The sequence below is a fragment of the Streptomyces actinomycinicus genome (assembly GCF_016741775.1).
GTDB lineage: Bacteria > Actinomycetota > Actinomycetes > Streptomycetales > Streptomycetaceae > Streptomyces > Streptomyces actinomycinicus.
The window spans coordinates 225,867-239,273 of sequence record NZ_JAERRK010000001.1 but is presented as its reverse complement, the minus strand read 5'-3'; the positions used below and the strand labels follow the sequence as shown (position 1 = coordinate 239,273).

At 72.1% G+C, this 13,407-nt stretch carries 8 protein-coding genes and 1 pseudogene; 2 read left to right on the top strand and 7 right to left on the bottom strand.

What is annotated here, in order from left to right:
- Window positions 1-97: 97 nt before the first annotated feature.
- Complete coding sequence (locus JK359_RS01105) at window positions 98-502, top strand: rodlin (protein ID WP_201830632.1); 405 nt, start codon at window positions 98-100, stop codon at window positions 500-502.
- Between the two features lie 52 nt (window positions 503-554).
- Here the strand turns inward: JK359_RS01105 and JK359_RS01100 are convergent, their stop codons facing one another.
- The 4 genes and pseudogenes from JK359_RS01100 to JK359_RS01085 all read right to left on the bottom strand — a co-directional run.
- Window positions 555-2,573, bottom strand: coding sequence for an AMP-dependent synthetase/ligase (locus tag JK359_RS01100; RefSeq protein WP_201830630.1), 2,019 nt, complete (start codon window positions 2,571-2,573; stop codon window positions 555-557).
- A 109-nt stretch (window positions 2,574-2,682) separates the two neighbouring features.
- Window positions 2,683-3,537, bottom strand: coding sequence for an ABC transporter permease (locus JK359_RS01095; protein WP_201830628.1), 855 nt, complete (start codon window positions 3,535-3,537; stop codon window positions 2,683-2,685).
- Window positions 3,534-6,185 (bottom strand): CocE/NonD family hydrolase, encoded by a 2,652-nt coding sequence (locus JK359_RS01090; protein WP_201830627.1) that lies wholly within the window; start codon window positions 6,183-6,185, stop codon window positions 3,534-3,536. The genes JK359_RS01095 and JK359_RS01090 overlap by 4 nt, the downstream gene beginning before the upstream one ends.
- Window positions 6,186-6,466: 281 nt before the next feature.
- Window positions 6,467-7,852 (bottom strand): annotated as a pseudogene (locus JK359_RS01085) (APC family permease); the annotation flags it as partial.
- Between the two features lie 431 nt (window positions 7,853-8,283).
- Between JK359_RS01085 and JK359_RS01080 the strand changes: the two are divergent.
- A complete protein-coding gene (locus JK359_RS01080) occupies window positions 8,284-9,114 on the top strand; it encodes an SCO4651 family lipoprotein (RefSeq protein WP_201830625.1) in 831 nt (276 codons plus the stop codon).
- A 55-nt stretch (window positions 9,115-9,169) separates the two neighbouring features.
- On the opposite strand, the gene mmsA is transcribed toward JK359_RS01080, so the two are convergent.
- From mmsA to iolB, 3 genes are read right to left on the bottom strand one after another with little or no spacing between them, the layout of a single operon-like run.
- Window positions 9,170-10,672 (bottom strand): CoA-acylating methylmalonate-semialdehyde dehydrogenase, encoded by a 1,503-nt coding sequence (gene mmsA / locus JK359_RS01075; protein WP_201830624.1) that lies wholly within the window; start codon window positions 10,670-10,672, stop codon window positions 9,170-9,172.
- Between the two features lie 16 nt (window positions 10,673-10,688).
- Complete coding sequence (iolD, locus tag JK359_RS01070; protein ID WP_201830621.1) at window positions 10,689-12,566, bottom strand: 3D-(3,5/4)-trihydroxycyclohexane-1,2-dione acylhydrolase (decyclizing); 1,878 nt, start codon at window positions 12,564-12,566, stop codon at window positions 10,689-10,691.
- A complete protein-coding gene (gene iolB / locus JK359_RS01065) occupies window positions 12,563-13,402 on the bottom strand; it encodes a 5-deoxy-glucuronate isomerase (RefSeq protein ID WP_201830620.1) in 840 nt (279 codons plus the stop codon). The genes iolD and iolB overlap by 4 nt, the downstream gene beginning before the upstream one ends.
- Window positions 13,403-13,407 lie beyond the last annotated feature (5 nt).

Below are 13,407 nucleotides of genomic sequence, written 5' to 3'. Positions count from 1 at the left end.
CCGTCGGCCGTCGGGGTGAACGGGAGAAACCACCGGCACCCCGCGGAGTTGACCAGATGGCTCCGGTGGACGGGGTTTCCTCAGAAAGGACTGGCCAGTGATCAAGAAGATTGTTGCCACTGCGGCCGTCGCCGCTTCCGCCGTGGGCGCCTCCGCTGCCGCGGCACCGCAGGCGCTGGCGATCGGCAACGACGACGGCCCGACCGTCGCGAACGGCAACGCGGGGTGGCAGAGCTACGGGAACTCGGCCACGTACGGGAACATGAGCCCGCAGATCGCCCTGATCCAGGGCTCGTTCAACAAGCCGTGCATCGCGGTCAACGACATTCCGGTGGGAGTCGGCGCCCTCATCGGCGTCAATGTCCAGGACCTGCCGATCCTGTCGGACCACATGCAGCAGCAGTGCACCGAGAACTCCTCGAACGTCAAGCGCGACGGCGCGCTGGCGCACCTGCTGGAGGACGTGTCGGTCCTGTCCCAGAACACCGAGGCGGGCAGCTGATCCCGGCCGCAGGAGCGGGTCGCCGAGTGGCTCGGCGGCCCGCTCCGCCGTTTCAGCGGCGGTACAGCGCCTCGATCTGCTCGGCGTACGCGGCCGTGACCGCGTGCCGCTTGACCTTCAGCGAGGGGGTCAGCAGTCCGTTCTCCTCGGTGAACTCCCCTTCCACGAGGGCGAAGGCGCGGATGGACTCGGCCCGGGAGACGGCCTCGTTGGCGTAGTCGACTGCTTTCTGCACCTCGGCGCGCAGCCGCTCGTCGCGGAGCAGCTCGGCCGTCGGGGTGTCCCGCGGCAGCCCCCGGACGGCCAGCCAGTGGGCGACCGCCTCCGGGTCCAGGGTGATCAGGGCGGCGACGAAGGGCCGGTTGTCCCCGACGACCAGGCACTGGCCGACGGGCGACCGGCTGCGCAGCCGGTCCTCCAGGACGGCCGGGGCGACGTTCTTGCCGCCGGAGGTGACGAGGAGGTCCTTCTTGCGGCCGGTGATGGTGAGGTAGCCGTCCTCGTCGAGCGCACCGAGGTCGCCGGAGGCGAACCAGCCGTCGTGGAGCACGGCGTCCGTGGCGGCGGGGTCGTTCCAGTACGACCCGAAGACGATCCCGCCCTTGATCAGCACCTCGCCGTCGTCGGCGATGCGTACGGACACCCCGGGGACCGGCAGGCCGACCGTGCCGGGGCGGGGGCCGAGCGGGGGCACGAGGGTGGCGGCGGCGGAGGTCTCGGTCAGGCCGTAGCCCTCGTACACGACGATGCCGGCCGCGTGGAAGAACAGGCTGAGGTTGCGGTCGAGCGGGGAGCCGCCGCTGATGGCGTACCGCACCCGGCCGCCCAGCTCGCCGCGGATACGGCGGTAGACCAGCAGGTCGTACAGGGCCCAGGCGGCGTACAGGCCGGGACCGGGCCCCTTGCCGGTGCCGAGGAACTTGCGCAGGTGGGCCTCGGCGAAGCGGACGGCGATGCGCTCGGCGCGGTCGAAGGAGGCGGCGCGGCCGATCTTCTCGGCGGTGGCGCGCCCGGTGTCGTGGATCTTCTCGAAGAGGTACGGCACCCCGACCAGGAACGTGGGCCGGAACTCTTTGAGCGCGGGCCGCAGTTCGTCGGGTTTCACGCTCGGGAAGTGGCCGGTCTCGATCCGGGCCAGCAGGCAGGCGAGCTGCAGGGTGCGGCCGAGGATGTGGGCGAGCGGCATGAAGAGCAGTGTGGAGGCGTCCAGGCCGGTGGCGGCCCGGAAGACGGGGTGCAGCAGCTCGACGGCGTTGGCGGCCTCGGCGTGCAGGTTGGCGTGGGTGAGCACGCAGCCCTTGGGTCGGCCGGTGGTGCCGGAGGTGTAGCAGACGGTGGCGATGGTGTCGGGGGTCAGTGCGCCGCGCCGCTTGGTGACGTCGTCGTCGGGGACGTCCCGGCCGAGTGCGACGAGGCCGGCCAGGGGTTCCGCCGGGCGGGCCGTCGCGGGCCGTGGACCGGCTGCGACGTCGTGGACCGCCGTGCGGTCCCCCGTGCCGTCTCGGGGCGCTGCGCCGCCCGGGGTACCCGGGTCGATCTGCCACATCCGCGGCGGCCGGGGGTGGCCGGCCGTGCCGGCGGTCACGACGGCCGTGTGCTCGGCGGTCTCGGTGACGGCGAACCGGGCGCCGGAGTCGCGGACGATCCACTCGACCTGTTCGGCGGAGGAGGTCGGGTAGACCGGCACGGACTGGCCGCCGGCCGCCCAGACGGCGAAGTCCAGGACGGTCCACTCGTAACGGGTGCGGGACATGACGACGACCCGGCCGCCGGGTTCGAGTCCGGCGGCGATCAGGCCCTTGGCGGCGGCGGTCACCTCCGTGGCGAACACGGCCGCCGTGACCGGCTGCCAGGCGCCCTGCCCGCGGCGGCGCAGCAGCACCGCGTCCGGCGCCTCGGCCGCGTGTGCGAAGGGCAGATCGGCCAGGGAACCCGTGGTGAGCGGGGGTGCCAGGGGCGCGGCACGCACCTCACGGACCGTGCCGGTCGCGTCCCGGACGACCTCCACCGGGGCGCGAGCCGCCGGACCGGTGCGCCTCCGTGCCCGTTCCAGATCCCTGCGTGCGCCCATGACGGCTCCCGGTCGCGGTGCGTGGCGTGCCGAATCCCTGTGCGGGACAGCTAACTTACTCACAGGTAAGAGAAGGTCAATGGGGCGGACGGGATCGGCCGGCGGCGGTCTAGCTGACGACGTCCTTGCGCGCGAAGCCGCGGAACGCCAGGGCGAACAGCACCAGGGCGTACGTGACGGAGAGCGCGGTGCCCTGGATCATGCCGGACCACTCGGGATGCGGCTGGACGGCGTCGGCCCAGGCGAACTGCCAGTGTGCGGGCAGGAAGTCGCGCCAGTGGCCGAGGGCGGTGACGGCGTCCAGGACGTTGCCGACGATGGTGAGGCCGACCGCGCCGCCGACCGCGCCCAGCGGGGCGTCCGTCTTCGTCGACAGCCAGAACGCCAGCGCGGCCGTGACCAGCTGGGACACGAAGACGTACGCCACGGCCAGTGCCAGCCGCTGGGCCGCCGTGCCGGTGTCCAGCGCGCCGCCGGTCGGTATCTGCAGAGGCCCCCAGCCGTAGGCGGCCGTACCGGCGGCGAGGGCCACCAGCGGCAGCAGCAGCATCGCGGCGAGGCTCAGCCCGAGCGCCACGGCGAGCTTGGACCACAGCAGCCGGGCCCGGGGCACGGGCGCGGCGAGCAGATAGCGCAGCGAGGACCAGCTCGCCTCCGAGGCGACCGTGTCCCCGCAGAACAGGGCGACCGGGATCACCAGCAGGAAGCCCGCCGAGACGAAGAGGTTCACGGCGGCGAAGTTGGCTCCGGAGGCGGTGGCCGTGTCCATCAGGGTGATCTGGCCGTTCCGGCTGCCTGGGTCACCGCCGACGGCGAAGGCGATCAGCAGCACGAACGGCAGTACGCCCAGGATCGCGCCCATGACCAGGGTGCGGCGCCGCTTGAGCTGGCGGGCCAGCTCCACCCGCAGCGGCAGGGTGCGGCCCGCCTGATAGCCGGAGGCGACCTCGGTGAGCGTGCTCATGCGGAACCTCCGATCAGGGTGAGGAAGGCGTCTTCCAGACGACGGTGCGGGCCGACCGAGGCGACCGGCACCTCGAGCCGGACCAGCTCCACGACCAGCCGCTCGGCCGTGCCGCCGGGGTCGAGCCGGATCAGCAGCCCGTCGTCGGTGCGCACGGCGGTGGCGACGCCGGGCAGTGCGCCCACCTTGTCCACCACCGGCTCCTCCACGGGCGTGGCGGTGCCGACCAGAAGGGTGTCGCCGGAGCCGACGATCTCCCGGACCGGGCCGGCCTGCACGAGCCGGCCGCGGTCCATCACCACCAGGTGGGTGCAGGACTGCTCGACCTCGGCGAGGAGATGACTGGAGACGATGACCGTGCGGCCGCCGGCCGCGTAGCGGATCATCACCTCGCGCATCTCCCGAATCTGGGGCGGGTCGAGGCCGTTGGTGGGCTCGTCCAGGATGAGCAGGTCGGGCAGGCCGAGCATGGCCTGGGCGATGGCGAGGCGCTGGCGCATGCCCTGGGAGTAGGTGCGCACCGCGCGGGCGAGGGCGTCGCCGAGCCCGGCGATCTCCAGGGCCTCGGCCAGGTGGGCGTCCTCGGGCGGGCGGCCGGTGGCCCGCCAGTACAGCTCCAGGTTCTCCCGGCCGGACAGGTGCGGCAGGAAGCCCGCGCCCTCCACGAAGGCGCCGACCCGGGACAGTACGGACGCGCCGGGCCGGACGGCGTGGCCGAAGACGCGGATCTCGCCGTCGTCCGGCCGGATCAGGCCCATGAGCATCCGCAGGGTGGTGGTCTTGCCGGCGCCGTTGGGTCCGAGCAGGCCGAGGACCTGGCCCTTCTCGACGCGGAAGGACAGCTCCCGCACCGCGTACCTGTCGGTGGACTTCGCGTACCGCTTGCTCAGGTCCGTGATCACCAGCGGGACTTCGGCCAGCTCGGGATCGGGTGCCGGGGCGTCCGCGCGGCGGCGGGCGGTGAGCAGCAGGGCGAGGGCGGTGGCCGCGCCGGCCGCGGGGAGCCACCAGACCCAGGCGGGCAGCGGCGCGGTGCCCGTGGTGACCGCGGGTGCCGTCGGCACGCTCAGGGCTCCCTTCAGGGAGACGGTGTAGCCGGCCGGTGCGGCCGGTGAGGCGTAGCCGAGGTCGGTGGAGGCCAGGACCAGGCGGAGCCGGTGGCCCTTCTGCACCTCGTGGTCGATCGCCGGGAGGGTGACGGTGACGTCCTTGCCGGCCTTGGCGCCGGTCACCCGGAACGGCGCGACGAGCTGGGCGGGCAGCACCTGCCGGGCGCCGTCGGGGCCGACGTCGTAGACCTTGCCGAAGAGGACGGCGTCGTCGCGGGTGGAGGTGATGCGGACGGTGGCGGTCGGGGCGCCGGTGATCCGCAGGTCGCGGGCGAGGGGCGCGGAGTCGAACTTCGCGTACTGGCCGGGGAAGTCCAGGGAGACGCCGAGCCCGACCGCGGAGAGCTGGGCGAGGCCGCCGGAGCCGCCGAGGCCCGGCAGGGCGGACACGCCGGGCGGGCTGGCGCCGGCCGGGTTGGTGACGTGCTGGGTGCCGCCCGTGAGGGCGATGGTGCGCCGGTGGTCGCGCAGGCCGGGGTAGGCCGCCGCGCTCGCGCCGCGCAGCTGGGCGGTGCCGTCGGTGGAGTCGACGCCTCCGCTGCGGGTGATCCGGAAGGCCGGGCCGGTGCCGGCGTTCTCGTCGTCCTTCAGGTACCGGTCGAACCAGGCGCTCACGCGTGCCTCGATCCGGCTGGTCTCCATGTCGCCGCCGTCGTGTCCGCCGGCGATCCAGTCGACGGCGACGGGTGCGCCGTTCGCGCGGATCGCCTTCTCGGCCGCGTCGGCCTGACCCAGGGTGAACAGGGAGTCGGTCTGCCCCTGCACCAGCAGGGTCGGGACCTTGATGCGGGCGCCGACGGCGGACGGCGAGCGTTCCTGGAGCAGCTTGCGGGCGGCTTCGTCCGGGGTGCCGGACTCGGCGACCCGGTCGTACATCCGGCACAGCTCGGGCTGGAACTCCTCACAGCCGCCGCCGGTGTTGAAGAAGACGCCGGCCCACAGCTTCTTGAACACCCCGTTCGGGAACAGGGCGTCCGCGAGGTTCCAGTAGGTGACCGCCGGGGCGATGGCGTCGACGCGCCGGTCGTGTCCGGCGGCGAGCAGGGAGATCGCGCCGCCGTAGGAGCCGCCGGCCATGCCCACGCGCGGGTCGCCGGGCCGGTCGAGCCGCACCTCGGGCCGCTCGGCCAGCCAGTCGACGAGCCGGGAGACGTCGGCGACCTCGCCCTCGGGGTCGTTGAGCCCGATCTTCCCGGTGGACCGGCCGAAGCCGCGCGCGGACCAGGTGAGGACCGCGTACCCGTCCCGGGCGAGGTCCTCGGCCTGCTGCCGCTCGTCGTCCTTGCTGCCGCCGAAGCCGTGCGCGAGCAGCACGGCGGGGTGGCGGCCACCGTCTGCCGGGGCGAAGAACGAGGTGTCCAGGCGTACTCCGTCGACCGCCATGACCCGCTCGCTGCTGCGCACGGTCCGCGGGTCGTCGGAGGCGACGGCCGCCGTCCACGTCCCGGCGCCGGCGAGCACCACGACGGCGGCCGCGGCGGCGGTGAGCCGGCGCGGCCGGCGCAGCAGCGCCCGCAGCGCGGACAGTCGAAGATCCATGCGTCAACGGTACGGGCCGCCACCGGGAACCGCTGCTGCCGTGGGGCGGAACCCCGGCCCCTCCTCGAGGAGTACGGCCCCGGCCCGGCGTACACCGGGCGCGGTACGCGAACGCCGCCGCCCCCGGCACCCAACCTGGCAGTGGGTGACGGGGGCGGCGGCCTGCGGACGGGGGTGTCGGGGGAGGCACCCCCGGCCGCGGTTCAGGCCCGGGCCGGGTCGGCGGCCGGGTCGGGCAGCGGGGACTCCTGGGCCTGGGCGGGCAGGTGGACCTCCGGCAGCCGGGCGTCCTCCGGGATCGACACCAGCCAGCGGGTGTCGCGGCGCGGACGCAGGTACAGGGCCCAGTAGAGGGTGGCGGCGGCGGTGATGCCGCCGGTCCACAGCAGGTAGCCGGTCTCCTGCTGGGTCAGGATGTAGGCGAGGACGGCGATCAGCAGGACCGGCACCGCGGGCCACAGCGGCATCCGCCAGGCGGGTGTGTGCTTGTGGGAGCCGCGGCGGCTCAGCAGGGCGGCGACCGCGACCAGCAGGTACATGCCGGTCACCGAGACGCCGGTGACGCCGTACAGGGTGTCCAGGTTGACGAAGCAGAGCACCGCGCCGGGGACACCGACGGCGAGCGTGGCGACCCAGGGGGAGCCGAAGCGGCCGAGCTTGGCGAAGACGGTGTTGACCGGGCCGGGCCAGGCCTTGTCGCGGGCGGAGGCGAACAGCACCCGGGAGTTCTGGATGACCATGACGATGCCCGCGTTGATGATCGCGAGGGCCACGCAGAGGCTGACGAAGGTGCCGACCGCGGAGTTGGACCAGGCGGTGACCATGGAGCTGATGTCGCCGCCGGTCAGCTCCGTCAGGCTCCCGGCGCCCATGGTGATGGCGGCGACCGGCACGAGGATGACGACGGTGGAGATCGCGAGGGTGGCCAGCACGGTGCGGGCGACGTTGCGGCGCGGGTTCTCGAGTTCCTCGGAGAGGTAGACGGCGGTCGAGAAGCCCTGCGTGACGAAGAGGGCGATGGCGAGCCCGGAGACCACCAGCATGGCCGTCACGGTGTCCGTGTGGCCGTTCGCGCCGGCCACCTGGAGGGAGACCAGGCTGCCCGCCCCGCGGTGGCTGTGCGAGAAGCCGAGCACGGCGACGACGCCGGCGGCGACGACCTCCAGGACCAGGAAGATGCCGGTGATCCAGGCGTTGGCGCGCAGGTCGAGCAGGCCGGCGAGGGTCGCGAGCAGCATGACGCCGGCACCGGTCATCGACGGGTCGAGGTGGACGATCGGGGCGAGGTAGTCCGCCGTGCCCATGGCGATCACCGGCGGGACGATCATCACGACCAGCAGGGACAGCACGAACACCAGCCAGCCGGCGAGCCGCCCGGCCATCGTCGACACCATGGCGTACTCGCCGCCCGCGCTGGGGATGAGGGTGCCCAGCTCGGAGTAACAGAAGGCCACGGCGATACAGAGGAGGGAGCCGATGGCGATCGTCAGGGCGGTGGCGGTGCCGAGGGAACCGAACAGGTCGGGGACGACGACGAAGAGCGTGGAGGCGGGCGTGACGCAGGACAGCGTCAGCAGGGTGCCGCCGACGACACCGATGGAACGCTTCAGCCCCGGTGCGGGGGCTGGGGCGGTGTCGGCCACGGACTTCTGGAGCGTGTCGCTCATACGGCGGTTCCGATCGACTCGTGCGATGAGGGTGGGGGGCGGGAGCGCTATCGCCTCCGGCGGATCGTCGTACGTCATCTCGTCCGCTCCCGGCGCTGCATAGCGAACCCCGACGAAAACCAGCACGTCAATGCCCGTTTACCTTCGGAATCCGTACTTACGAAGGATCAGGCGTCACATCACTTTCCCAGGTCATGACGCCCGATTGGTGCATCCATCAAGCCCCAGCCGGATGTGACCTTGGTTTCGAAGGACATCTCGCGCCATCTCCTTCGTCACCCGTTTCGTCCTGCCTGAACGGGAACCGCAACCGACGTTTCAAAAAAATGTCAGCTGTCCGCTATCCGGACCGCTAAATCGGTCGCGTTCATGTCAGTAGTGGCCGATAGAGTGCGCCCCGCACGACAGGCACACGGGATTTGGGGTGGGACATGAGGAAGCGGCACACCGCTGCCTGGGTGGGATGCACGACGGCGGCGCTGGTGGCCGTCTCCGGCTGCGGCACGGAGAGCGCGCAGTCGGCCGTCAAGGCGGTCGGCAAGGCCGACGGCGTGATGGCGGCGCTGACCCGGGCGACGGACCGGACGGAGGCCCTCGGCTCGGCCGAGGTGCGCATGACGACCGACACCGGCACCAGCGGCCCGATCGCCATGGAGGGCACCTACTCCTGGGGCGACGGTTACCTCTTCGACGTGCAGATGGACACCAGGGCCGCGAACATGCAGGCCGTGCACCACGCCCCGAAGACGCACGTCCTGTTCGTCAAGGGTGTCTACTACTACGACGTCGACGCCTTCACTGCCGGCCCCTACAAGGGCAAGGACTGGATCAAGGTCGACGGTTCGGCCGTGTTCGGGAAGAAGGGCGCCCAGGCCCTCGCCGGCGACAACGGCAGCCCCTCGGCGTCCATGAAGGGCCTGAAGTACGCCCACGACACCGAGAACCTCGGCAAGCAGACCGTGAACGGCCGGAGCACCACGCACTACCGTGCCGTGGTCGACCAGGACCACATGGGCAAGCTCAAGGACGCCTACGGCGAGGGCAGCCCGCTGAGCCGGGCGACCGGGGCGAGCTCGATCGTCATGGAGGTGTGGGTCGGCTCCGACGACCTCCCGGTGCGGCTGAAGCAGAAGATGGGTGCCATGACGGTGACCATGGACTTCGAGAAGTTCGGCAAGACGGTCAGCGTCACGCCCCCGCCCGCCGCGCGCACCGCCGACCTCACCGACGTGATCGCGAGGCAGCAGAGGCAGCAGGGCTGAACACACCGGGGCCCCCGTCCTCCGCGAGGAGGCCGGGGGCACCGTGCTGTCCGGCTCAGTGGTTGCGCGGGAAGCCCAGGTCCACGCCGGCCGGGGCGTCGGCCGGGTCGGGCCAGCGCGTGGTGACGACCTTGCCGCGGGTGTAGAAGTGCGTGCCGTCGTTGCCGTAGATGTGGTGGTCGCCGAAGAGCGAGTCCTTCCAGCCGCCGAAGGAGTGGTAGCCCACCGGCACCGGGATCGGCACGTTCACGCCCACCATGCCGGCCTCGATCTCCAGCTGGAAGCGGCGGGCGGCGCCGCCGTCCCGGGTGAAGATCGCGGTGCCGTTGCCGAACGGCGAGGCGTTGATGAGGGCCACGCCCTCCTCGTACGTCTCGGCGCGCAGCACGCACAGCACCGGGCCGAAGATCTCGTCCTGGTAGGCCTTGGCGCTGGTCGGCACCTTGTCGAGCAGCGAGATGCCGATCCAGTGGCCGTCCTCGAAGCCCTCGACCGTGTAGCCGGTGCCGTCCAGGACGACCTCGCAGCCCTCGGCCGCCGCGTTCTCGACGTAGGAGGCCACCTTGTCGCGGTGGACCTTGGTGATCAGCGGGCCCATCTCGGAGGCCGGGTCGTTGCCCGGGCCGATCTTGATCTTCTCGGCGCGCTCGCGGATCTTCTCCACCAGCGTGTCACCGATGGCGCCGACCGCCACGACCGCCGAGATGGCCATGCAGCGCTCGCCCGCGGAGCCGTAGGCGGCGGACACCGCGGCGTCGGCCGCCGCGTCCAGGTCCGCGTCCGGCAGCACCAGCATGTGGTTCTTGGCGCCGCCCAGGGCCTGCACGCGCTTGCCGTTGGCGGAGGCTGTGGTGTGGATGTAGCGGGCGATCGGGGTGGAGCCGACGAAGGAGACGGCCTTGACGTCCGGGTGCTCGAGCAGACGGTCGACGGCCACCTTGTCGCCGTGCACGACGTTGAAGACGCCGTCGGGCAGGCCGGCCTCGGAGAGCAGCTCGGCGATCTTGACGGCGGCCGACGGGTCCTTCTCGGACGGCTTCAGCACGAAGGTGTTGCCGGTCGCGATGGCGATCGGGAACATCCACATCGGGACCATCGCCGGGAAGTTGAACGGCGTGATGCCCGCGACGACACCGAGCGGCTGGCGGATCGCGGCCACGTCGACGCGGCTGGCGACCTGGGTGGACAGCTCGCCCTTCAGCTGCACGTTGATGCCGCAGGCGAGGTCCACGATCTCCAGACCGCGGGCGACCTCGCCCAGGGCGTCCGAGTGCACCTTGCCGTGCTCGGCGGTGATCAGCTCCGCGATGGCGTCCCGGTTGGCGTCGAGCAGCGCGCGGAACTTGAACAGGATCGAGGTGCGCTGGGCCAGCGAGGACTGGCCCCAGGTCGCGAAGGCGTCCTTGGCCGTCGCGACCGCCGCGTCCACCTCCTCGACCGACGCGAACGCGACCTTCGTGGTGACCGCGCCGGTCGCCGGGTCCGTGACCGGCCCGTACGTACCCGACGCACCTTCGACGGTCTTGCCGCCGATCCAGTGGTTGACGATCTTCGTCATGCCCAGAGACTCCTTATTACAGATGACGGCGTCGGGTCGAGACGTGCCGTTCGTACAGCTCACGTGCCTTGACCGCCGACGGTCGGGTCGCGGTCTCGGCCACAGGAACATCCCACCAGGCCTGCGCCGGAGGCGCGCCCGACACAGTGTCGGACGTTTCGGTCTCCACGTAGACACATGTGGGAGTGTCGGCTGCCCGCGCCTCGGCGAGCGCCTCCCGCAGGTCCCGGACGGTCCTCGCGCGCAGCACCCGCATGCCCAGGCTGGCGGCGTTGGCGGCCAGGTCGACGGGCAGCGGGGCGCCCGTGTACGTCCCCTCGTCCGTCGGGAACCGGTAGGCGGTGCCGAACCGCTCGCCGCCCACCGACTCCGACAGGCCTCCGATCGAGGCGTACCCGTGGTTCTGCACCAGCAGGATCTTGATCGCGACGCCCTCCTGCACGGCCGTCACGATCTCGGTGGGCATCATCAGATAGGTGCCGTCGCCGACCAGCGCCCACACGTTGCGTTCCGGCGCGGCGAGTTTCACGCCGAGCGCGGCCGGGATCTCGTAGCCCATGCAGGAGTAGCCGTACTCCAGGTGGTACTGGTCGTACGACCGCGTCCGCCACAGTTTGTGCAGGTCGCCGGGGAGGGAGCCGGCGGCGTTGATGATGATGTCCGACTCGTCGACCAGGGCGTCCAGGGCGCCGACGACCTGCGGCTGGGTCGGCCGGGCGTCCGGTTCGTCGGCCTCGAAGCAGGCGTCGACGCGCTGCTCCCAGCGCTCCTTGTCCTCGGTGTACTCGGTGACGTAGGAGCCTGCGGCCGTGTGCCCGTGCACGACCAGCGCCTCGGTCAGCTCGCCCAGCCCGCTGCGGGCATCGGCGACCAACGCGAGCCCGCCCAGCTTGTGGCCGTCGAAGGGCGCGATGTTGAGGTTGAGGAAGCGGACGTCCGGGTGGGCGAAGAGGGTGCCGGAGGCGGTGGTGAAGTCGGTCCAGCGGGTGCCGACGCCGATCACCAGGTCCGCGGTGCGGGCCAGCTCGTCGGCGGTGGCGGTCCCGGTGTGGCCGATCCCGCCGACGTCCTGCGGATGGTCGTACCGCAGCGAGCCCTTGCCGGCCTGGGTGGAGGCGACCGGGATGCGGGTGGCCTCGGCGAACTCGGCGAGTGCCGCCTCGGCGCGGCTGTGGTGGACTCCGCCGCCGGCGACGAGGAGCGGCCGCTTCGCGGCCCGGATCGCGGTCACCGCCTCGGCCAGCTCGGCCGGGTCGGCGCCCGGCCGGCGTACGGTCCACACCCGCTCGGCGAAGAACTCCTCCGGCCAGTCGAAGCCCTCAGCCTGCACGTCCTGCGGCAGGGCAAGGGTGACGGCGCCGGTCTCGACGGGGTCGGTGAGGACCCGCACGGCCTGGAGCGCGCTCGGGATCAGCTGTTCGGGCCGGGTGATCCGGTCGAAGTACCTCGACACCGGGCGCAGGGTGTCGTTGACCGACACGTCGCCCGCGTACGGCACCTCCAGCTGCTGCAGGACCGGGTCCGCGGGGCGGGTGGCGAAGACGTCGCCGGGCAGCAGCAGGACCGGGAGGTGGTTGATGGTGGCGAGGGCGGCGCCGGTGACGAGGTTGGTCGCGCCGGGGCCGACGGAGGTGGTGACCGCGTGTGCCGACAGGCGGTTGGACTGGCGGGCGTAGCCGACCGCCGCGTGCACCATGGACTGCTCGTTGCGGCCCTGGTGGTACGGCATGGCGTCGGCGTACTCGACCAGGGCCTGGCCGATCCCGGCGACGTTGCCGTGGCCGAAGATGCCCCAGGTGGCGCTGATCAGCCGCTGCCGCCGGCCGTCCCGCTCGGTGTACTGGGCGGCGAGGAAGCGGACGAGTGCCTGGGCGACGGTGAGCCGGGTCGTCATCGGTAGCCCCCTGTGGTGTCGGTGTGGCCGGGGTGGAAGCAGATCCGCCACTCCCGTGTCTCGCCCGGGCCCGCCATGACGTTGAGGTAGTACATGTCGTGTCCGGGCTGGGCGATCGACGGGCCGTGCCAGCCGTCGGGGACGAGGACGGCGTCGCCGGTGCGGACCTCGGCGAGGAGGTCGGAGCCGCCCTCGCGTGAGGGGAACACCCGCTGATAGCCGAGGCCGCCCGGGCCGTCGATCTCGAAGTAGTAGATCTCCTCCAGCTCGGACTCCTCGCCCGGCCGGTGCTCGTCGTGCTTGTGCGGCGGGTACGAGGACCAGTTGCCGCCCGGAGTGATCACCTCCACGGCGATCAGCCTGTCGCAGTCGAAGGAGTCCGCGGACGCGAAGTTGCGCACCAGGCGGGCGCAGTTGCCGCTGCCGCGCTCCTCGACGGGGACCTCCGGCGCGGGGCCGTAGCGGGCGGGGAGTAGTCGCTCGCACTTCGCTCCTGCCAGGGCGAAGCGGCCTCCCGCGCCGGAGGCGATCAGGACCCGGGTGTCCCGGGGGGCGTACACGAAGTCGGAGGCTCCGGCGAACACGCTCTCACGGCCCCGGAGTTGGAACTCGCCGTTCTCGGTCGGCGGGGTCTTGATTTGTACGGTACATCCGCCTTGCAACGGAAGCACGATCCATTCGCTGTCCCCGGTGGTGAACGTGTGACTGCCACCGGGTGCCAGCTCGACCACGCGCAGGCTGCTGTGCGTCCAGCCGGCCGATTTGGGGTCGATGTCGACGGCGTACTGCGCGTTCGCGGTGGTGCCCGCGGGCAGATGCAGGTCGGTGCTGGTCATACGGC

Bases quoted from the DNA above. Each gene is read 5' to 3' on its own strand.
- JK359_RS01100 (WP_201830630.1), bottom strand. From the start codon at position 2,573: ATGGGCGCACGCAGGGATCTGGAACGGGCACGGAGGCGCACCGGTCCG.
- JK359_RS01095 (WP_201830628.1), bottom strand. From the start codon at position 3,537: ATGAGCACGCTCACCGAGGTCGCCTCCGGCTATCAGGCGGGCCGCACC.
- JK359_RS01090 (WP_201830627.1), bottom strand. From the start codon at position 6,185: ATGGATCTTCGACTGTCCGCGCTGCGGGCGCTGCTGCGCCGGCCGCGC.
- JK359_RS01080 (WP_201830625.1), top strand. From the start codon at position 8,284: ATGAGGAAGCGGCACACCGCTGCCTGGGTGGGATGCACGACGGCGGCG.
- mmsA (WP_201830624.1), bottom strand. From the start codon at position 10,672: ATGACGAAGATCGTCAACCACTGGATCGGCGGCAAGACCGTCGAAGGT.
- iolD (WP_201830621.1), bottom strand. From the start codon at position 12,566: ATGACGACCCGGCTCACCGTCGCCCAGGCACTCGTCCGCTTCCTCGCC.
- iolB (WP_201830620.1), bottom strand. From the start codon at position 13,402: ATGACCAGCACCGACCTGCATCTGCCCGCGGGCACCACCGCGAACGCG.